Here is an 18,816-nt window from a genome sequence, read left to right as displayed (position 1 = left end):
GCAGCGTGGGAGCGATGCAGGCATCGACGTCATGCGACAGCATCGCCAGGATGTCGCGCTACTTCCCGCCCGGACAGCTGCGCACTGGCACCCGTGTCGGTGCGCATCATCGCGAACCGGTTGGCCGCCAGCGCATACCGCCGCGGCCAAGCGCCTTCGCAGCCAGCGCTAAATCGATGCTGCAGGCTCGCCGTCTTCCGCTCCCGGCGAGCGCACGCTTTCCGGCGCGATCGGCTGCGGCGCACGTGACGCGGGCTTTTCTTCGCCGGTAATTTCGGCACGGATCCTGGGCAATGCGTAGGCGTGCTCGCGGGTTAGGAAATCGATCATGCGCTCGCGCACCAGGCAGCGCAGGTCGAACGCGTCGCCGGAATTACGCGCACTCACCAGCAGACGCACCTGGATGGTGTTGTCGCTGGTATCGGTGATCTGGGTGACGCAGACACGCCCGTCCCATAGCGGTTCGCTGTGGCAGATACGCTCCAGCTCTGCGCGTACCGCGGCGATCGGCGTGCGGTAATCCAGCCACAGGAACGCGGTACCCAGCAGGTCGGCGCTGGCACGCGTCCAGTTCTGGAACGGGTTCTCGATGAACCAGGTCAGCGGCACCACCATGCGCCGCTCATCCCAGATGCGCACCACCACATAGGAGCTGCCGATCTCCTCGATCCGCCCCCATTCGCCTTCCACAATCACCACATCGTCCAGGCGGATCGGCTGCGTCAGCGCGATCTGCAAACCGGCGATCAGGTTGCCGAACACCGGCTTTGCGGCGATACCGGCCACCAGGCCGATGATGCCCGCCGAGGCCAATAACGTCTTGCCGATCTGGCGCACCTGCTCAAAGCCAAGCAGGACCACCGAAATACCGAGCAGGATCACTGCACCCATCACCACCCGGCTCAGCACGCGTGTCTGCGTCTGGATGCGTCGGGCGGTGAGGTTATCGGCCACCTCGATCGGGTTGCTGCGCAGGATCGCCGCCTCGCCGGCAGCCACCGCGCGCACCAGCAGCCAGGTCACACAGCCGACGATGCCCACGTGCAGCAGGTGCTGCACAGCGGCCAGCGCCTTTTCCGACAACGGCGTGGCTTCGGTGGCAACGCTGAGAAACAGCAGCGGCAGGATGAAGGCCGCCGGCAAGGTGATCACGCGGATGATGCGTGCGCGGCGATAGTCGCGGCCCTGCATGCGGCGGAACAGCCACAGCAGCAATGTCCAGGCCACCAACCCCGCCAGCAGTGCAGCACCTAGCGGGATGGCGTATTCGCGAATGACGTTCCAATCGGCAGTCAAACCGTTCCTCCTGTGGGGGGAAAGAGGGATGGCTGCAGGAGCATGCCGCAAGCGGCATGAGCATCACGTCATGCGCACGCGCATTTAGCCGCCCAGCGGCTGCGCGGCTACCTGTTGCTGCTTGCGTACGATCGCCATGGCGATCTCCAGCGACTGCTCGTAATTCAGGCGCGGATCCACGCTGGACCGGTAGGCACGTTCGAGGTCGCGTTCGGTCAGCTCACGCGCGCCACCGGTGCACTCGGTGACATCTTCGCCGGTCAATTCCAGATGCACCCCGCCCAAGCGCGTGCCTGCGGCGGCATGCAGGTCGAACGACAGTTCCACCTCGCTACGGATGTTGTCGAACCGCCGCGTCTTGTAGCCGTTGCCGGTGCTTTCGGTATTGCCATGCATCGCATCGCACACCCACAGCACGCGCCGGCCGTCGCGCTTGACCGCGTCCAGCAGCGGCGGCAATTTCTCGGCAATCTGTGCGGCGCCCATGCGGTGAATGAAGCTCAGGCGGCCTGGCTCATCTTCGGGATTGAGCACATCCATCAAACGCAGCAACTGATCCGACTGCACCGACGGGCCCACCTTGATCGCGATCGGATTACGCACGCCGCGCAGATATTCCACATGCGCGCCATCGAGCGCCGCGGTGCGCATGCCTATCCACGGGTAATGCGTACTGAGGTTGAACCAACCCCATTGGCGCGGCACCTGCCGGGTCAGACCTTCTTCGTAGGGCAGTAGCAAGGCCTCGTGCGAGGTGTAGAAGTCGATGCGATTGAGGTTGTAGACCTCCGCTCCCGACAACGTCTCCATGAAGCGCACCGCATCGCCGATCGAGGACACCATCTTCTGGTAGTCGGCCGCCAGCGGCGAATAACCCACCCACTGCAGATTCCAGTATTCGGGATGATGCAGGTCAGCGAAGCCGCCATCGATCAGCGCCCGCACGAAATTCATCGTCATCGCCGAGCGCGAATGCGCGGTGATCATGCGGCGCGGATCGGGCACGCGCGCGGCCTCCGTGAAGGCTGGCGCATTGATTACATCACCGCGGTAGCTCGGCAGCGTTACGCCATCGCGCGTCTCGGTATCGGCCGAACGCGGCTTGGCGTACTGGCCTGCAAACCGGCCCACCCGCACCACCGGCAGGCGCAAGCCATGCACCAGCACCAGACTCATTTGCAGCAGCACCTTCAGGCGATTGGAGATGGTGCCCGATTCGCAATCGCTGAAGTTCTCTGCGCAGTCGCCGCCCTGCAGCAGGAAGCGCTTGCCCTCCTGTGCTTCGGCCAGCTGGCGCTTGAGCGCGAAGATTTCCCACGACGTCACCAACGGCGGCAATTGGCGCAGCTCATCGAGCGTGTGCTCAAGCGCCGCCGCGTCCGGATAAGTCGGCATCTGCAGCGCCGTGCGCTGGCGCCAGCTTTGCGGCGACCAAGCGTCCGGCTGGTGGTCGGTCGAGGGGGAAGAAGCGGACATCGTGTACTCCAGAAGATCGCAGACGCCGGCCGCAGCCGGACCCATCAGAACAACTTGCGCGGGCCGCGGTGCTTGAAGCCCGCATACAAGGCCCACAGCGCCAGGCCGACAAACCAGACCATGCTCCACATCGGCATGCTCAGCCCCAGAAAGCGCCAGTCGATATTGCCGCAGTCACCGGTGCCGGTCAGCACCGTGCGGAACACTTCGAACGGGCCCATCGTCTCGCTCAGAAAACTCAGCGGCGGCCCACACGAGGACATCATGTCCTTGGGACGGATCTGCACCCACACATGCCGCGCCGCAATGCCCATGCCCACGCCGGCAGCAATGAAGGCCAGCACGCCATACGCCTTGCGCCCACCGGCCCCACGTGGGCCATGTAACGCGCCCAGCAGGAACAGCAGGGCCAGTGCGGCGAACGCGATGCGCTGGAAAATGCACAGCGGGCAAGGTTCCAGGCCCAGATGCAGCTGCACGTAGATCGCATAGGCCAGCAAGCCGGCACAGGCCAGAAAGCCCAACAGGAATTGCGCCCGAAAACCCCAACGGAATGGATTCATCGTTACCGCTTGCCAAGGACCAAGATGCGGATTATCTGCCATCCCCGTCCTGCTGACCACGCATGCTCGGGGCCGCTGCGGCAATCCGTGCCGATGCTGCGCGTAACTGACACCCGCTTCGCTTGATTGCCTGCAACCGCGCGCCGCTTTCGACCAGAGCAGCCTGGCGCAGGAACCGCTGGTGGCGACGCGCGGCAGCATCGCTACTGACGGGGGGCGTCAACCCGTTAATGCAGGCGCTGGGGCACTACCAGAACACAGCTCTGCAGCGGACGTAAATGAGGTTATCGGCCCTCGCCGCTTACATCCTTTCGGATCCGCACCCGGGGCAAGCAGATGGAGTGCGCCGGTGGTGTGGGCAGCAGCGCTGGGTGCGCGTGAACAGGCCAGGACCGCATCGCTACTGCGATGGCATCAGCGCGCTCTTCAATGGCCGCATTCCACGGTGGACGTTACGGATGTCCAGATGCCGCCCCTTCCGCGCACCGGCCAACACTGTCATCCCAGCGCCTGCAAGCCAGCACACACCTCACCGCTGGTCCGCAACGAAAAAGCCCGGCATCAGCCGGGCTCCTTCAAGAATCTTTGCGACGAGACGATCCGATTACTCGGACACTTCCTCGGCGACGACTGGACGGTCGACCAGTTCCACATACGCCATCGGTGCATTGTCACCGGCACGGAAGCCAGCCTTCAGGATGCGCAGGTAGCCGCCGGGACGGGTCGCGTAACGCGGGCCCAGCTCGACGAACAGCTTGCCCACGGCTTCCTTGTCGCGCAGGCGGGCAAACGCCAGACGACGGTTTGCAACGCCATCGACCTTGCCGATGGTGATCAGCGGCTCGGCAACACGACGCAGTTCCTTGGCCTTCGGCAAGGTGGTCTTGATCAGCTCGTGCTTGAACAGCGAGGCTGCCATGTTGCGGAACATGGCTTCGCGGTGCGCGCTGGTGCGGTTGAACTTACGACCGGATTTCTGGTGACGCATGAGTGTGATTTCCTATGGAATGTTGAGACTACTGAGAGACGTTGTCGCCATCCTGGCGCTGTTGAATGGACTGCGGTTGGTCCGAGCCGGTTGTCCTTGACCGGGTGTCACCGCGGGCTTTGGCCCGTCGATGTAAAAAAAGCATGGGCGCCCGAAGACGCCCATGCGGTGTTGCATTAACCAAGCATGCCGTGCTGAGCGACACCGGCCGGCGGCCAGTTCTCCAGCTTCATGCCCAGTGCAAGGCCGCGCTGTGCCAGCACTTCCTTGATTTCGGTCAGCGACTTCTTGCCCAGATTCGGGGTCTTGAGCAGCTCGACTTCGGTTTTCTGGATCAGATCGCCGATGTAATAGATGCTCTCAGCCTTCAGGCAGTTGGCCGAACGCACGGTCAGCTCGAGGTCGTCGATCGGGCGCAGCAGCACCGGATCCACGCCGCTGGCAGCCGGCTTGGCCGCACCGCGATCGCGGTGGGTGAAATCGCCGAACACCGACAGCTGATCGCTAAGGATGTCGGCGGCGGTGCGCACGGCTTCCTCGGCATCGATCGTGCCATTGGTTTCGATATCGATGACCAGCTTGTCGAGGTCGGTACGTTGTTCGACGCGTGCAGCTTCCACGGCATAGGCAACGCGACGCACGGGCGAGAACGACGCATCCAGCATCAGACGACCGATGGTGCGGGTCTCTTCGTCCGGACGACGACGCGCGGCAGCCGGCTGATAGCCGAAACCACGCTCGATCTTCAGGCGCATGTTCAGCGCCGTGTCCTTGGTCAGGTGGCAGATCACGTGGTCGCCGTTGATGATCTCAACGTTGTGATCGGTCCTGATGTCGGCCGCAGTGACCGTACCCGGACCCTGCTTGGACAACGACAGAGTGGCGCTGTCACCACTGTGCATCCGGATTGCCACATCCTTCAGGTTGAGCAGGACGTCAAGCACGTCTTCCTGCAGCCCTTCGACCGTGGTGTACTCATGCAGCACGCCGTCGATCTCGACCTCGGTGATCGCAAAACCGGGGATCGACGACAACAGCACACGACGCAGGGCATTGCCCAGCGTGTGCCCGTAACCGCGCTCCAACGGCTCGATTACGACCTTTGCGCGGTTGTCGGTAAGACGTTCGATCTGCGGACCGCGTGGGCGCAGAACCTGGTTGGCGGTAACCGTCATGTTGCGGGGTCTCCTGCGAACCTCCGGCAGTGCCGGAGGCTCTCCAATGTGAATTACTTCGAATACAACTCGACGATCAGCGCTTCGTTGATATCCGAAGGCAGGTCGGCGCGATCCGGAACGGCCTTGAACACGCCGCTGAACTTCTTCGAATCGACTTCGACCCACGACGGTGTCATGTCGTGCTGCTCAGCCACGGTCAGGGCTTCCTGCACGCGGAGCTGCTTCTGTGCCTTTTCCGACAGCGTGATCGCATCGCCAGCCTTGATCTGGTACGAAGCCAGATTCACCGACTTGCCATTGACCAGCACGCCACGGTGCGACACCAGCTGGCGCGCGGCCGGACGGGTGACGGCAAAGCCCATGCGGTAGCAGACGTTGTCCAGACGGGTTTCCAGCAACTGCAGCAGGTTCTCGCCGGTGTTGCCCTTCTTGGTCGAGGCCTTCTTGTAGTAGTTGCGGAACTGACGCTCCAGCAAACCGTAGATGCGCTTGACCTTCTGCTTTTCACGCAGCTGGGTAGCGTAGTCGGAGAGCTTGCCCTTGCGAGCCGCGCCGTGCTGGCCGGGCTTCTGCTCAAGCTTGCACTTGGAGTCCAGCGCACGCGCCGGGCTCTTGAGGGAAAGGTCGGCGCCTTCACGGCGCGCGAGCTTACAGGTAGGACCGATATAACGAGCCATTTCTTATCGCTCCCTTTAGACGCGACGCTTCTTCGGCGGACGGCACCCGTTGTGCGGGATTGGCGTCACGTCGATGATGTTGGTGATCTTGTAGCCCACGTTGTTCAACGAACGCACGGCCGACTCACGGCCCGGACCCGGACCCTTGATACGCACTTCCAGCGACTTCACGCCGTAGTCGAGCGCAGCGCGGCCAGCCTTTTCGGCGGCAACCTGAGCAGCGAACGGGGTCGACTTGCGCGAACCACGGAAACCGGCGCCGCCGGACGTAGCCCACGACAGCGCATTACCCTGACGATCGGTGATGGTGACGATGGTGTTGTTGAACGAAGCGTGGACGTGAGCGACGCCGTCAGTGATGACGCGCTTGATCTTCTTCTTCGTTTTCTTTTCTGCTGGCTTTGCCATGATCTATCCCTTACTTCCTGATCGCCTTGCGCGGACCCTTACGGGTGCGGGCGTTGGTACGGGTACGCTGGCCACGCAGCGGGAGACCACGGCGATGACGCAGACCGCGATAGCAGCCCAGATCCATCAGTCGCTTGATCGCGATACCGATTTCGCGGCGCAGGTCGCCTTCGACGACATACTTGCCGACTTCGGCGCGCAGGCGCTCGATTTCGGGTTCGGACAGATCACGAATCTTCGTGGTCGAGGTGACGCCTGCGGATTCGCAGAGCTTCTTAGAACGGGTACGGCCGATGCCGTAGATGCTTTGCAACCCGACCCAGACGTGCTTCTGGGCTGGCAGGTTGACGCCTGCAATACGCGCCATGACGCGATTCTCCAACTGAGTGATGGCCCGACAGCGCCCAGGCGCCATCCGGCAGGATGGATCAAAAGTGAACTCGGAATTGTAGCAAGGCCTCGGATTGCTTTGAAGCCCGTGGAACCAAAAGTTCCATGGACCCGGCGTGGGGAGTGTGCCCTCGCTCCGGCGCCGGACGGTGTTGATCCAGAAAACTGCTCCGAATCGCCTGTGCTACTCCCGCACAGGACCACCCCGTCACACCCGCGCGCGAGACGTCGCGCGAGCCGCCCTTCTGATCGGAAGATCGTGGCCCGGGAACCAGGCCGTCTTCACGTAATGAAGAACTAGTGTACCACTTAACCGCGCGCCAGACCGCCGCGCGAGCCGCCCTTGAGGTTGGCCTTCTTCAGCAGGCTCTCATACTGGTGCGACATCAGATGCGCCTGGATCTGCGCAATGAAGTCCATCACCACCACCACCGCAATCAACAGCGAGGTGCCACCGAAGTGGAACGAGGTGCCGAGCTGCGTGCGCATGATTTCCGGCAGCAGGCAGACGATCACCAGGTACAGCGAACCGGCGGCAGTCAGGCGGGTCAGCACGCCGTCGACATAGTCGGCGGTGGCCTTGCCTGGCCGGATACCCGGAATCAACGCACCCGACTTCTTGAGGTTGTCGGCGGTTTCCTGCGAGTTGAAGACCAGCGCGGTATAGAAGAACGCGAAACCAATAATCAGCGCTGCAAACACCAGCATGTGCACCGGCTCGCCAGGACCCAGTGCGTTGGCGATGCGCTGCAGCCACGAACCCACGCCACTGCCGGAGGCAGCCTGACCCGACCACATCGACAGCGTGGCGGGGAACGCCAGGATGCTGGACGCGAAGATCGGCGGAATCACGCCTGCCATGTTGAGCTTAAGCGGCAGGAACGAGGTCTGATTCATGTACGCGTTACGGCCACCCTGGCGGCGCGCATAGTTCACCGTAATACGCCGCTGACCACGCTCGACGAACACCACGAACAGCGTGAACGCCAGAATCGTAATCACGATCAACAGCAGCGAAATGAAGCTCAAATTGCCTTCGCGGAACGCCTCGACGGTCTGAATCGCCGCCGACGGCAGACCGGCTACGATGCCGGCGAAGATGATGAGCGACACACCGTTACCGATGCCGCGCTCTGTGACCTGCTCGCCGACCCACATCAGGAAGATGGTGCCAGCGGTCAGTGCAATCACTGCGGTGAGCACAAAGCCCATGCCCGGGGCGTACACCACCGGAGCGCCACCCGGAGCGGTCTGGTTCTGCAGCGCGAGCGCGATACTGCCGCCCTGCACCACTGCCAGAAGCACCGCACCGATGCGCGAATATTGGGTGATCTTGCGTCGGCCGGATTCGCCTTCCTTCTGCATCGCCTTCAGGGCGGGAAAGATGTGCGTGGCCAACTGGATCACGATCGATGCCGAAATGTACGGCATTACGTTCAGCGCAAAAATGCTGAAACGGTGCAGGGCGCCGCCCGAGAACATGTTGAACATGTCCACGATGCCGCCACCCTGCGCCTGCATCAACGAAAGCATGGCATCGGGATTGACGCCAGGCACCGGCACATAGCAGCCGATGCGATAGACGATCAATGCCCCGAGGACGAACAACAGCCGCTGGCGAAGTTCCGTGAACTTGCCAAGCCCGCCACCGAGGTTACCAATGCCAGCCTGCGCCATCTGCCGATTACTCCTCTACGCTGCCGCCGGCAGCTTCGATTGCTGCCTTGGCGCCCGCGGTTGCCGCAACGCCCTTCAGCACGAACTTCTTGCTCAGCTCGCCCTTCAGCACGATCTTCGCCTTCTTGGCACGGCTCGGGACCAGATTGGCCGCGCGCAGTGCTGCGAAGTCGACATCACCGGCATCCAGCTTGTCCAACTGGTACGACAACACTTCAGCAGTGTCACGCGCCATCTTGGAGCGGAAGCCGATCTTCGGCAGACGACGCTGCATCGGGGTCTGGCCGCCTTCGAAACCGGCCTTGATCTTGCCACCGCCCTTACGAGCGAACGAACCCTTGTGACCGCGACCAGCGGTCTTGCCCAGGCCGGAACCGATGCCGCGACCGACGCGGGTGCGTTCGGTACGGGCGCCGTCGGCGGGCTTGAGGTCATTGAGACGCAAAGTCATGGGATTACTCCTCAACCTGGACGAGGTAGTGAACCGTATTGATCAGGCCGCGAACCTGCGGGCTGTCCTTCAGTTCACGCACATCGTTGAGCTTATTCAGGCCCAGGGCACGCACCGACAGGCGGTGACGCGACTGGGTTCCACGCAGGCCACGCACCAGGCGCACCTTCACGGTCTTATTGGTGTCCTTAGCCATGGTTGAGCTCCTCCACCTTCTTGCCGCGCTTGGCCGCAACACGCGCCGGCGACTGCACTTCCGACAGACCCTTCAGGGTTGCACGGACCAGGTTGATCGGATTACGCGAACCAACCGCCTTGGCCAGCACGTTCTTGACGCCGACCGCTTCCAGCACAGCGCGCATGGCGCCGCCTGCGATGACGCCCGTACCTTCCGACGCCGGCTGCATGTAGACGCGGGCTGCGCCGTGACCGGACTTGACGGCATGCCACAAGGTGCCGTTGTTCAGATCAACCGTTGCCAGGTTCTTGCGCGCCTGCTCCATCGACTTCTGGATAGCAACCGGCACTTCGCGCGCCTTGCCATAACCGAAACCGACCTTGCCCAGACCATCGCCGACCACGGTCAGCGCGGTGAAGGTGAACTGGCGACCGCCCTTGACGGTCTTGCTGACGCGGTTGACCGCGACCAGCTTCTCGATCATGCCGTCGTCGACTTTCTCTTCGCGGTTACGGTCGCGATCACGACCCCGCGGTGCACGTTCTTCTGCCATCTTGATTCCTTGAGTGATTAAGTATGTACGGCTCGAGGCCGCTTATGGTTGTGGAATACAGCGGTGTTCCCGGCGCCATTGCAGAAGAATGGGACGGCCCGGCAGACCCTGCCGGCGGTGGACGTGGAGACGACGCAAGGTCGCCTCCACAGCAGTGCTTTAGAACTGCAGGCCGCCTTCGCGGGCTGCATCGGCAAGCGCCTTGATGCGGCCGTGGTAGCGGTAGCCCGAGCGGTCGAATGCGACCTTCTCGATGCCCGCAGCCTTGGCGCGCTCGGCGATCAGCTTGCCAACCTTGACGGCGGCATCGCTGTTCTTGCCATTCTTCAGGCCGTCCTTGACGTCGGCCTGCAGGGTGTTCGCCGCAGCGATCACCTTGGAACCGTCGGCAGTGAAGACCTGCGCATACAGGTGCTGACCGGTGCGCAGCACCGACAGACGGGCGACGCCCAGTTCGCGGATGTGCGCGCGGGTGGACTTGGCGCGACGCAGACGGGCAATGTTCTTGTTGATGCTCATGGTTTAATCCTATGAAAGCTGAAGGAAACAGGCTTCGGCACGAACCCGACCACGCATGGCCGGGCCCGCAGAACGACCTGCATTAAGCCTTCTTGGCTTCCTTGCGAATGATGACTTCACCGGCGTACTTCACACCCTTGCCCTTATAGGGCTCCGGCGGACGGAAACCGCGGATCTTGGCGGCGACTTCGCCGACGCGCTGCTTGTCGGCGCCCTGGACCAGAATTTCGGTCTGGGTCGGGGTCGACAGCGTGATGCCTTCCGGCGCCACGAACACCAGCGGGTGCGAAAAGCCGAGCGCCAGGCTCAGATCCTTGCCCTGCATGGCGGCGCGATAACCGACGCCCACCAGCTCGAGCTTGCGCTCGAAGCCTTCGGAAACGCCCTTGATCATGTTGGCGAGAATCGCGCGCACGGTGCCGGTGATGGCGATCTGCGACGGATCATTGGCCGACAGGGTTGCAACGTCGCCGTCGATGGCGATTTCAACGCCGACCGGCTTCTGCAGGGTCAGAGTGCCCTTCGGGCCCTTGACACTGATCAGCTCGGGCTGGACGTTGAGCTCAACACCCTTCGGAAGGGACACAGGCTTCTTGGCTACACGGGACATGTTCGATTCCTTCCCTTAGGCCACGAAGCACAGGACTTCACCACCAACGCCGGCTTCGCGAGCCTGCGCATCGGTCATGATGCCCTTCGACGTGGAGATGATGGCGATACCCAGGCCACCCAGGACCTTGGGCAGTTCGGTCTTGCCACGGTACTGGCGCAGACCCGAGCGCGAGAAACGCTTCAGGGTCTCGATGACCGGACGGCCTTCGAAATACTTCAGCACGATTTCCAGCTCCGACTTGTTGTTCTCGGTCGCTGTCACGCGCAGGTCGGTGATGTAACCCTCGTCCTTCAGGACTTGGGCGATCGCAACCTTGATCTTGGATGACGGCAATTTCACCGTCTGCTTACCAACCGCGGCCGCATTCTTGATGCGAACCAGCAGGTCGGCGATGGGATCAGTCATGCTCATATGAGTACCTTTGAGTGCACCGATATCCGCTTTCGCGAAAATCTTGTGTTTTCCTGGGGATGGGCCAGGACCCTTGAACGCTTCACCCCACCCTCACGGGCAAGACAGAAGCGGAAGTATACGACAAAAGAGCCCGACTTGCGTCGGACTCCCTTGTTGAACAGAACAAACCTGTTCCAACCGGCCGCGAGCGGCCGAATTGTGATTACCAGCTGGCCTTGCGCAGACCCGGAACGTCACCGTTCATGGTTGCCTTGCGCAGCATGTTGCGACCAAGACCGAACTTGCGGTAGACACCGCGCGGACGACCGGACAGCTCGCAACGGTTGCGGTGGCGGCTCGGCGACGAATCGCGCGGCAGCTTCTGCAACTTGGTCGACGCATCGATCTTCTCTTCGTAGGACGCATCCTGACTGGAGAGGATCTTCTTCAGCGCATCACGCTTGCCGGCGAACTTCTTTGCCAGCTTTGCCCGCTTGATGTCGCGGTGGATCATGGAGGTCTTTGCCATTTCGGATGTCCTCGACGGTCAGTTACGGAACGGGAACTTGAACGCTGCCAACAGCGCCTTCGCTTCCGCATCCGTCTTGGCGGTGGTGGTGATGGCGATATCCATACCGCGAATCGCGTCGACGGCGTCGAAGTCGATTTCCGGGAAGATGATCTGTTCCTTCACACCCATGTTGAAATTGCCACGACCGTCAAAGGAGCGGCCCGACACACCACGGAAGTCGCGCACGCGCGGCAACGAGATGTTGATCAGACGGTCCAGAAACTCGTACATCTTGGCGCGACGCAACGTGGTCTTGCAGCCGATCGGCCAACCGTCGCGGATCTTGAACGATGCGACCGAAACGCGCGACTTGGTGACCACCGGCTTTTGACCGGAAATCTTGGACATGTCGGCGACCGCATTTTCCAGGATCTTCTTGTTGGTTGCCGCTTCGCCCACGCCCATGTTGAGCGTGACCTTGACCAGCTTCGGCACTTCCATCGGATTGGTGTAGCCGAATTCCTTCATCAGGGCCGGCACCACGTTTTCCTTGTAAAACTTTTCGAGACGAGTGTTCATGATCTCATTCCTCAGGCGTCGAGCGCCTCACCGCTGGAGCGGAACACACGCAATTTGCGTCCATCCTCCAGCACCTTGAAGCCAACGCGCTCGCCCTTGCCCGTTGCCGGGTTGACGATATTGACGTTGGAGATATGGATCGACGCTTCACGCTCGACCACGCCGCCGGCGACACCCGCCTGCGGGTTCGGCTTGGTATGGCGCTTGATGACGTTGGCGTTGGAGACGATCACGCGATCGCCCTCCACACGCACCACTTCACCCTGCTTACCCTTGTCCTTGCCGGTGTTGATGACGACCTGGTCGCCCTTCTTGATACGGTTAGCCATGTGTATGTCCTCCGCTCACAGCACTTCGGGAGCGAGCGAGACGATCTTCATGAACTTCTCGGAACGCAGCTCGCGCGTCACCGGCCCGAAGATGCGGGTCCCGATCGGCTCCTGCTTGTTGTTCAACAGCACAGCGGCATTGCCGTCGAAGCGGATCAGCGAACCGTCGGGACGGCGCACACCCTTGCGGGTACGCACCACGACGGCGTCGTAGACTTCGCCCTTCTTGACCTTGCCACGCGGGATGGCGTCCTTGACGGTCACCTTGATGATGTCACCGATGTGTGCGTAGCGGCGCTTAGAGCCGCCCAGCACCTTGATGCACATCACTTCCTTGGCACCCGAATTGTCGGCCACATCGAGGTAGCTCTGCATCTGGATCATGATTCAGATCTCCCTTAGACGGCCGCACGGGTGACGATTTCGACCACCCGCCAGTTCTTGGTCTTGGACATTGGCGCAATTTCAGTCACGCGCACGACATCGCCTTCGTTGCAGGCATTGTCGGCGTCGTGTGCGTGCAGCTTGGACGAGCGCTTGATGTACTTACCGTACAACGGGTGCTTGACCTGGCGCTCCACCAACACGGTGACCGTCTTGTCCATCTTGTTGCTGACGACACGGCCTTCGACCGTGCGCAGCGTTTGCTTTTCGTTGTTGTCGCTCATCGCGGCCATCCTTACTGGGTGCTGCCGAGCAGGTGCTTGACGCGAGCAATCTCGCGGCGCACCCGGCGGGTTTCGTGGGTCTTCGGCAGCTGGCCGGTGACCTGCTGCATGCGGAGCGAGAATTGCTCCTTACGCAGATCGGTCAGGTGGGCCTTCAGTTCGTCAGCCGACTTCTCGCGGAGTTGTTTGATATCCATCAGCGCACCGTCCGGGTCACGAAAGTGGTGGTCACCGAAAGCTTCGCGGCGGCAAGGCGGAACGCCTCACGTGCGATGTCTTCAGGAATACCCTCGATTTCATAGATCATGCGGCCCGGCTGAATCTGCGCGACCCAGTACTCCACGTTGCCCTTACCGGAGCCCATGCGGACTTCGATCGGCTTCTTGGTGATCGGCTTGTCGGGGAACACACGGATCCACATCTTGCCGCCCTTTTTGACGTGGCGGCTGATCGTACGGCGGGCGGCTTCGATCTGACGCGCGGTCAGCTGACCGTGCGCAGTGGCCTTGAGGCCGTATTCGCCGAAGCTGACGGCGTTTCCGCTCCATGCCAGGCCGTCATTGCGGCCCTTGTGCATCTTGCGATATTTGGTTCGCTTGGGTTGCAACATTGCCGTTACCTCGCTTCACGAGCCGGGCGCGAAGGACGGTCACCACGGTCGCCGCGATCGTTACGATCGTTGCGCGGGCTGTCGTCCTGCTTCTCCTGGCCAACCTGGGAGAAGTCAAAGACCTCGCCCTTATAGATCCAGACCTTGATGCCGATGATGCCGTACGTCGTGGACGCCTCGGCAAAACCGTAATCGATGTCGGCACGTAGCGTGTGCAGCGGCACGCGGCCTTCGCGGTACCACTCCGAACGGGCGATTTCTGCACCGTTGAGGCGGCCAGCCACATTGACCTTGATGCCCAGGGCACCCAGGCGCATCGCGTTACCGACCGAGCGCTTCATTGCACGGCGGAACATGATGCGACGCTCCAGCTGCTGCGCGATCGACTCGGCGACCAGCTGCGCGTCCAGCTCCGGCTTGCGCACTTCGGTGACGTTGATGTGGGCAGGAACGCCCATCATCTCGCTCACTTCCTTACGCAGCTTTTCGATGTCCTCACCACGCTTGCCGATCACCACGCCCGGACGGGCAGTGTGGATCGTCACGCGGGCGGTTTTGGCAGGGCGCTCGATCAAGATCTTGCTGATGCCTGCCTGCGCGAGCTTCTTGCGCAGCATTTCACGCACTTTCAGGTCGGCTGCCAGATAAGCGGCAAAGTCGGCCTTGCTTGCGTACCACTTGGAATTCCAGTCCTTGGCGATGCCGAGGCGGATTCCAGTCGGATGAACTTTATGACCCATGGTCTTTTCCTTTCCGCTTACTTGGCGGCGCCCACAACCACAGTGATGTGGCTGGTGCGCTTGAGGATGCGGGTACCGCGGCCTTTCGCCCGCGCCATGAAACGCTTCAGGGAGGGACCTTCATCAACCATGATGGTCTTGACCTTCAGCTCGTCGACATCCGCGCCCTGATTGTTTTCGGCATTGGCAATTGCCGACTCCACGACCTTTTTGATCAGGTGTGCAGCCTTTTTGTCCGAAAACTTCAGCAGATTGACCGCACGTTCGGCGGACAGTCCACGCACCTGGTCAGCGACCAGGCGGGCCTTCTGCGGGGAGATGCGCGCGGTGCGCAGGATTGCTTTCGCTTCCATCGTCATCTCTCCTTACCTGCTCGACTTCTTGTCGCCACCGTGACCCTTGAAGGTCCGGGTGACGGCAAATTCGCCAAGCTTGTGGCCGACCATATTCTCGTTGACGAGCACCGGAATGTGGTTCTTACCGTTATGCACGGCGATGGTGATGCCTACCATTTCCGGCAGGATCATCGAACGGCGCGACCAGGTCTTGATCGGCTTCTTGCTACCCGCAGCGGACTCCACCTTCTTTGCAAGGTGGTGATCGACGAACGGGCCCTTCTTAAGTGAACGTGCCATGGTCGATTAGCCCCTACGATCGCGGACGATGAATTGCTGGGTGCGCTTGTTCTTGCGCGTCTTGTAACCCTTGGTCGGAACACCCCACGGGGTGACCGGATGCGGATTACCCTGGCCAGCCTTGGCCTCACCACCACCGTGCGGGTGATCGACCGGGTTCATGGCCGCACCGCGAACGGTCGGGCGAACACCGCGCCAACGCTTGGCGCCGGCCTTGCCCAGCTTCTCGAGGTTGTGCTCGTCGTTGCCGACTTCGCCGATGGTGGCGCGGCACTCGACCGGCACCTTGCGCATTTCGCCCGAGCGCAGACGCAGCGTGGCATAGATGCCTTCGCGAGCGACCAGCTGGACGGCTGCACCGGCTGCACGTGCGATCTGAGCGCCCTTACCCGGCTTCAGCTCGATACCGTGGACCGTCGTACCGACCGGAATGTTGCGCAGCGGCAGCGTGTTACCGGTCTTGATCGGTGCGTTGGCACCGGCGATGACCTGGTCACCCGCCTTCAGGCCCTTGGGGGCGATGATGTAGCGGCGCTCGCCGTCGACATAGCACAGCAGGGCGATATGAGCGGTACGGTTCGGATCGTATTCAATCCGCTCCACACGCGCCGGAATGCCTTCCTTGTTGCGCTTGAAGTCGATGATGCGGTAGTGCTGCTTGTGGCCACCACCGACGTGACGCACGGTGATGCGGCCATGGTGGTTACGACCACCGGACTTGCTCTGCGAGTCGAGCAGTGCCGCATGCGGCGCGCCCTTGTGCAGATCGGGAGTAACCACGCGCACGGCGGAACGACGGCCGGGAGAGGTGGGTTTGAACTTCATCAATGGCATGGGTTGGACCTCAGGCCTTGGCCGTTACGTCGATGGAATGACCATCAACCAGGCGGACGTATGCCTTGCGCCAATTGCCACGGCTGCCAGCACGGTTACGGAAGGACTTGCTTTTACCCTTCACATTGACCACGTTGACCGCTTTGACCTTGACGTCGAACAGCTGCTCAACCGCAGCCTTTACATCGGCTTTGGTGGCTTCGTTCGAAACTTCGAAGACATACTGGTTGGAGATTTCCTGCAGGCGCGCGGTCTTTTCGGAGACTCGCGGAGCACGCAGCACGCTGAAGATTTTTTCGTTGCTGCTCATGCCAGCCACTCCTCGACCTTCTTGACCGCGTCAGCGGTGATCACGACCGTGTCGGCCCCGACCAGAGCGACCGGATCCAGACCCTGCACATCACGCACCTGCACATACGGCAGATTGCGGGCGGACAGATACAGGTGCTCGGAGGCTTCTTCGGTGACGATCAGCGGGCGCTTGCCCACATCCATCCCCTTCAGCTTCTCGATCAGACCCTTGGTCTTGGTTGCTTCGATGTCGAACGAGTCGACGATCATCAGACGACCCTGACGGTTCAGCTCGGAGAAGATCGCGCAGATGGCCGCACGGTACATCTTGCGGTTGACCTTCTGCTCGAAGCTGCGCGGCTTGGCCGCAAAGGTCACGCCACCGCCGACGAAGATCGGAGCCGTCAGCGCGCCATGACGCGCACCGCCGCCCTTCTGCTTCTTCGACTTCTTGGTCGTGCCCGCAACTTCCGAACGCGTCTTCTGCGCCTTGGTGCCGGCGCGGCCGGCATTGCGATAAGCGACGACAACCTGGTGAACCAGATCTTCGCTGAATTCGCGACCGAACACGGCATCGGAGACCGAGACCTTGTTGTTGCTACCCGTGATAACGAGTTCCATCGTCATCTCTCCTTATGCCTTGCTCGCCGGACGGACGATCACGTCACCACCAGCTGCGCCAGGCACGGCGCCGCGGATAGCAATCAGACCACGTTCGACGTCGACCTTGACCACTTCCAGGTTCTGCGTGCTTTGCTGCACGGCGCCCATGTGGCCCGACATCTTCTTACCCGGGAAAACGCGACCCGGGGTCTGGCGCTGACCCAACGAACCCGGCGCGCGATGCGACAGCGAGTTACCGTGAGTTGCATCGCCCATACGGAAGTTGTAGCGCTTGATGGTGCCCTGGAAACCCTTACCCTTGGTAACGCCCTGGACGTCGACCTTCTGGCCGACCTCAAAGATGTCCGCCTTGATTTCGCCGCCGACGGCGAAATCGCCGAGCTGCGCATCTTCAACGCGGAATTCCCACAGGCCTCGACCCGCTTCCACCTTCGCCTTGGCGAAGTGACCAGCAGCCGGCTTGTTAACCAGCGCGGCGCGACGGGCACCAACGGTAATCTGCACGGCGCTGTAGCCGTCAACTTCGACGGTCTTGATCTGCGCGATGCGGTTCGGAGTTGCTTCGATCAGCGTGACCGGTACCGAGCGGCCGTCTTCAGTGAAGACGCGGCTCATACCAGCCTTGCGGCCCACGAAGCCCAACGAATATTTCTTCGTCATGGTCGTAGTCCTCAGGTCAGCTTGATCTGGACGTCGACGCCAGCCGCGAGTTCGAGCTTCATCAGCGCGTCCACGGTCTTGTCGTTCGGGTCGACGATATCGAGCACACGCTTGTGCGTGCGGGTTTCGTATTGGTCACGCGCATCCTTGTCGGCATGCGGGGATACGAGGATGGTGTAACGTTCGATCTTGGTCGGCAACGGGATCGGGCCACGCACTTGCGCGCCGGTCCGCTTGGCCGTTTCGACGATCTCGCTGGCCGAACGGTCGATCAAACGATGATCGAACGCCTTCAGCCGAATCCGGATCTTTTGGTCCGCCATGACGGTGGGTTCCTTCGTTAAAAGAGCGACGGGCAAGGCCTCTGGGATACCTGCCCCGATATTCCTGCGTAGATGAAATCGCCGTGCATCCTGCCGACGAGGGCACTTCCTCCGCCCAAAAACTGGGGCAGACCGGTAAACCGGCCTGCCCAGACGGAAAAGTATAATGCGCAACAAGAGCACGGTCAACAACGTGAGTTGCTGAGTGCTCCATGCGACGCGACCTTCCCGGTCTGGCGAACACGAGCGGCATCCTGCCGTTCTTTTCGCTGTAACTCAGCGCCCTACCCAGGAACGCCGAGCCGCGCATTATAGCCACGTGATTTGGCCCGCGCAAGCCTTGCAGGATCAATTCCCGCAACGCCCCCCCCCCCCCCCCCCCCCCCCCCCCCCCCCCCCACAAACAACAAGCCCAAACCCCCGCCCCGCCCCCTTTTCCTCCCCTGTTTTTGGCCCCACAAGCCTTGCAAGAAAAACATCCCCCCACCCCCCCCCCCCCCCCCCCGCTTCACTGGACAATAAAAAAGGGCCGGCTTGCGCCGACCCTTCTCTCTACTTTCCGGCGACCGAAGTCACTGGATTGCAGGCACTTACTTGACGATCTTGGCAACCACGCCGGCGCCGACGGTGCGGCCACCTTCACGGATTGCGA

General features: G+C 61.7%; 30 protein-coding genes. All 30 read right to left on the bottom strand.

Annotated features, from left to right (window positions below; all coding sequences use genetic code 11):
- Window positions 1-168: 168 nt before the first annotated feature.
- On the bottom strand, window positions 169-1,296 hold the full coding sequence (locus QRM60_RS21285; RefSeq protein WP_115555499.1) for a mechanosensitive ion channel domain-containing protein: 1,128 nt from the start codon (window positions 1,294-1,296) through the stop codon (window positions 169-171).
- An 84-nt stretch (window positions 1,297-1,380) separates the two neighbouring features.
- A complete protein-coding gene (locus QRM60_RS21280; protein WP_042596403.1) occupies window positions 1,381-2,772 on the bottom strand; it encodes a 3-deoxy-7-phosphoheptulonate synthase class II in 1,392 nt (463 codons plus the stop codon).
- Window positions 2,773-2,816: 44 nt separating this feature from the next.
- A complete protein-coding gene (locus tag QRM60_RS21275; protein ID WP_014506823.1) occupies window positions 2,817-3,335 on the bottom strand; it encodes a disulfide bond formation protein B in 519 nt (172 codons plus the stop codon).
- 604 nt (window positions 3,336-3,939) lie between these two features.
- Window positions 3,940-4,323, bottom strand: coding sequence for a 50S ribosomal protein L17 (gene rplQ / locus QRM60_RS21270; RefSeq protein ID WP_011036134.1), 384 nt, complete (start codon window positions 4,321-4,323; stop codon window positions 3,940-3,942).
- Window positions 4,324-4,499: 176 nt separating this feature from the next.
- Window positions 4,500-5,498, bottom strand: a complete 999-nt coding sequence (rpoA, locus tag QRM60_RS21265; RefSeq protein ID WP_002811635.1) for a DNA-directed RNA polymerase subunit alpha — start codon at window positions 5,496-5,498, stop codon at window positions 4,500-4,502.
- 53 nt (window positions 5,499-5,551) lie between these two features.
- Window positions 5,552-6,178: a 30S ribosomal protein S4 gene (gene rpsD / locus QRM60_RS21260; RefSeq protein WP_002811641.1), complete on the bottom strand. Its 627-nt coding sequence runs from the start codon at window positions 6,176-6,178 to the stop codon at window positions 5,552-5,554.
- Window positions 6,179-6,193: 15 nt separating this feature from the next.
- Window positions 6,194-6,586, bottom strand: coding sequence for a 30S ribosomal protein S11 (gene rpsK, locus QRM60_RS21255; protein ID WP_003486671.1), 393 nt, complete (start codon window positions 6,584-6,586; stop codon window positions 6,194-6,196).
- Between the two features lie 10 nt (window positions 6,587-6,596).
- Window positions 6,597-6,953: a 30S ribosomal protein S13 gene (gene rpsM, locus QRM60_RS21250; protein WP_003486672.1), complete on the bottom strand. Its 357-nt coding sequence runs from the start codon at window positions 6,951-6,953 to the stop codon at window positions 6,597-6,599.
- Between the two features lie 332 nt (window positions 6,954-7,285).
- Entirely contained in the window at window positions 7,286-8,653 is a 1,368-nt protein-coding gene (gene secY, locus QRM60_RS21245) for a preprotein translocase subunit SecY (RefSeq protein ID WP_014506822.1), read from the bottom strand.
- 7 nt (window positions 8,654-8,660) lie between these two features.
- A complete protein-coding gene (gene rplO / locus QRM60_RS21240) occupies window positions 8,661-9,104 on the bottom strand; it encodes a 50S ribosomal protein L15 (protein ID WP_003486676.1) in 444 nt (147 codons plus the stop codon).
- A gap of 4 nt (window positions 9,105-9,108) precedes the next feature.
- On the bottom strand, window positions 9,109-9,300 hold the full coding sequence (gene rpmD / locus QRM60_RS21235; protein ID WP_031339952.1) for a 50S ribosomal protein L30: 192 nt from the start codon (window positions 9,298-9,300) through the stop codon (window positions 9,109-9,111).
- Window positions 9,293-9,835 carry a 30S ribosomal protein S5 gene (gene rpsE / locus QRM60_RS21230; protein WP_003486682.1) on the bottom strand — a complete coding sequence of 181 codons (543 nt, stop codon included), beginning with the start codon at window positions 9,833-9,835 and terminating at the stop codon, window positions 9,293-9,295. Before rpsE ends, rpmD begins: the two co-directional genes overlap by 8 nt.
- A gap of 159 nt (window positions 9,836-9,994) precedes the next feature.
- Window positions 9,995-10,354: a 50S ribosomal protein L18 gene (rplR, locus tag QRM60_RS21225; RefSeq protein WP_005993383.1), complete on the bottom strand. Its 360-nt coding sequence runs from the start codon at window positions 10,352-10,354 to the stop codon at window positions 9,995-9,997.
- An 82-nt stretch (window positions 10,355-10,436) separates the two neighbouring features.
- Complete coding sequence (gene rplF / locus QRM60_RS21220; protein WP_011036130.1) at window positions 10,437-10,964, bottom strand: 50S ribosomal protein L6; 528 nt, start codon at window positions 10,962-10,964, stop codon at window positions 10,437-10,439.
- Window positions 10,965-10,979: 15 nt separating this feature from the next.
- Complete coding sequence (gene rpsH / locus QRM60_RS21215) at window positions 10,980-11,378, bottom strand: 30S ribosomal protein S8 (RefSeq protein ID WP_010371096.1); 399 nt, start codon at window positions 11,376-11,378, stop codon at window positions 10,980-10,982.
- 205 nt (window positions 11,379-11,583) lie between these two features.
- Entirely contained in the window at window positions 11,584-11,889 is a 306-nt protein-coding gene (rpsN, locus tag QRM60_RS21210; RefSeq protein ID WP_005917137.1) for a 30S ribosomal protein S14, read from the bottom strand.
- A gap of 18 nt (window positions 11,890-11,907) precedes the next feature.
- Window positions 11,908-12,450 carry a 50S ribosomal protein L5 gene (gene rplE, locus QRM60_RS21205; RefSeq protein ID WP_010371090.1) on the bottom strand — a complete coding sequence of 181 codons (543 nt, stop codon included), beginning with the start codon at window positions 12,448-12,450 and terminating at the stop codon, window positions 11,908-11,910.
- Between the two features lie 11 nt (window positions 12,451-12,461).
- The gene (rplX, locus tag QRM60_RS21200; protein ID WP_008571669.1) at window positions 12,462-12,779 is read right to left on the bottom strand and encodes a 50S ribosomal protein L24; all 318 of its coding nucleotides are present in this window, start codon (window positions 12,777-12,779) and stop codon (window positions 12,462-12,464) included.
- Window positions 12,780-12,794: 15 nt separating this feature from the next.
- On the bottom strand, window positions 12,795-13,163 hold the full coding sequence (rplN, locus tag QRM60_RS21195; RefSeq protein ID WP_003486699.1) for a 50S ribosomal protein L14: 369 nt from the start codon (window positions 13,161-13,163) through the stop codon (window positions 12,795-12,797).
- Between the two features lie 14 nt (window positions 13,164-13,177).
- Window positions 13,178-13,447: a 30S ribosomal protein S17 gene (gene rpsQ, locus QRM60_RS21190; protein ID WP_011036129.1), complete on the bottom strand. Its 270-nt coding sequence runs from the start codon at window positions 13,445-13,447 to the stop codon at window positions 13,178-13,180.
- Between the two features lie 11 nt (window positions 13,448-13,458).
- Entirely contained in the window at window positions 13,459-13,644 is a 186-nt protein-coding gene (rpmC, locus tag QRM60_RS21185) for a 50S ribosomal protein L29 (protein WP_011036128.1), read from the bottom strand.
- The gene (gene rplP, locus QRM60_RS21180) at window positions 13,644-14,057 is read right to left on the bottom strand and encodes a 50S ribosomal protein L16 (protein ID WP_011036127.1); all 414 of its coding nucleotides are present in this window, start codon (window positions 14,055-14,057) and stop codon (window positions 13,644-13,646) included. Before rplP ends, rpmC begins: the two co-directional genes overlap by 1 nt.
- 5 nt (window positions 14,058-14,062) lie before the next feature.
- Window positions 14,063-14,797 (bottom strand): 30S ribosomal protein S3, encoded by a 735-nt coding sequence (rpsC, locus tag QRM60_RS21175; protein ID WP_011036126.1) that lies wholly within the window; start codon window positions 14,795-14,797, stop codon window positions 14,063-14,065.
- 17 nt (window positions 14,798-14,814) lie between these two features.
- Window positions 14,815-15,150 carry a 50S ribosomal protein L22 gene (gene rplV, locus QRM60_RS21170; RefSeq protein WP_003486710.1) on the bottom strand — a complete coding sequence of 112 codons (336 nt, stop codon included), beginning with the start codon at window positions 15,148-15,150 and terminating at the stop codon, window positions 14,815-14,817.
- A 12-nt stretch (window positions 15,151-15,162) separates the two neighbouring features.
- On the bottom strand, window positions 15,163-15,432 hold the full coding sequence (rpsS, locus tag QRM60_RS21165) for a 30S ribosomal protein S19 (protein ID WP_005993369.1): 270 nt from the start codon (window positions 15,430-15,432) through the stop codon (window positions 15,163-15,165).
- 6 nt (window positions 15,433-15,438) lie between these two features.
- Window positions 15,439-16,266 carry a 50S ribosomal protein L2 gene (gene rplB, locus QRM60_RS21160; protein WP_003486715.1) on the bottom strand — a complete coding sequence of 276 codons (828 nt, stop codon included), beginning with the start codon at window positions 16,264-16,266 and terminating at the stop codon, window positions 15,439-15,441.
- A gap of 10 nt (window positions 16,267-16,276) precedes the next feature.
- The gene (gene rplW, locus QRM60_RS21155) at window positions 16,277-16,576 is read right to left on the bottom strand and encodes a 50S ribosomal protein L23 (RefSeq protein WP_285446984.1); all 300 of its coding nucleotides are present in this window, start codon (window positions 16,574-16,576) and stop codon (window positions 16,277-16,279) included.
- Complete coding sequence (gene rplD, locus QRM60_RS21150) at window positions 16,573-17,178, bottom strand: 50S ribosomal protein L4 (protein ID WP_011036124.1); 606 nt, start codon at window positions 17,176-17,178, stop codon at window positions 16,573-16,575. Before rplD ends, rplW begins: the two co-directional genes overlap by 4 nt.
- Before the next feature lie 12 nt (window positions 17,179-17,190).
- Window positions 17,191-17,841, bottom strand: a complete 651-nt coding sequence (gene rplC / locus QRM60_RS21145) for a 50S ribosomal protein L3 (protein WP_011036123.1) — start codon at window positions 17,839-17,841, stop codon at window positions 17,191-17,193.
- Window positions 17,842-17,852: 11 nt separating this feature from the next.
- On the bottom strand, window positions 17,853-18,164 hold the full coding sequence (gene rpsJ, locus QRM60_RS21140; protein WP_011036122.1) for a 30S ribosomal protein S10: 312 nt from the start codon (window positions 18,162-18,164) through the stop codon (window positions 17,853-17,855).
- Window positions 18,165-18,816 lie beyond the last annotated feature (652 nt).

This window comes from Xanthomonas sp. fls2-241-TYG-148 (genome assembly GCF_030208815.1).
GTDB classification, from domain to species: Bacteria; Pseudomonadota; Gammaproteobacteria; order Xanthomonadales; family Xanthomonadaceae; genus Xanthomonas; species Xanthomonas campestris.
This window is presented reverse-complemented; position numbering and strand designations above follow the sequence as displayed.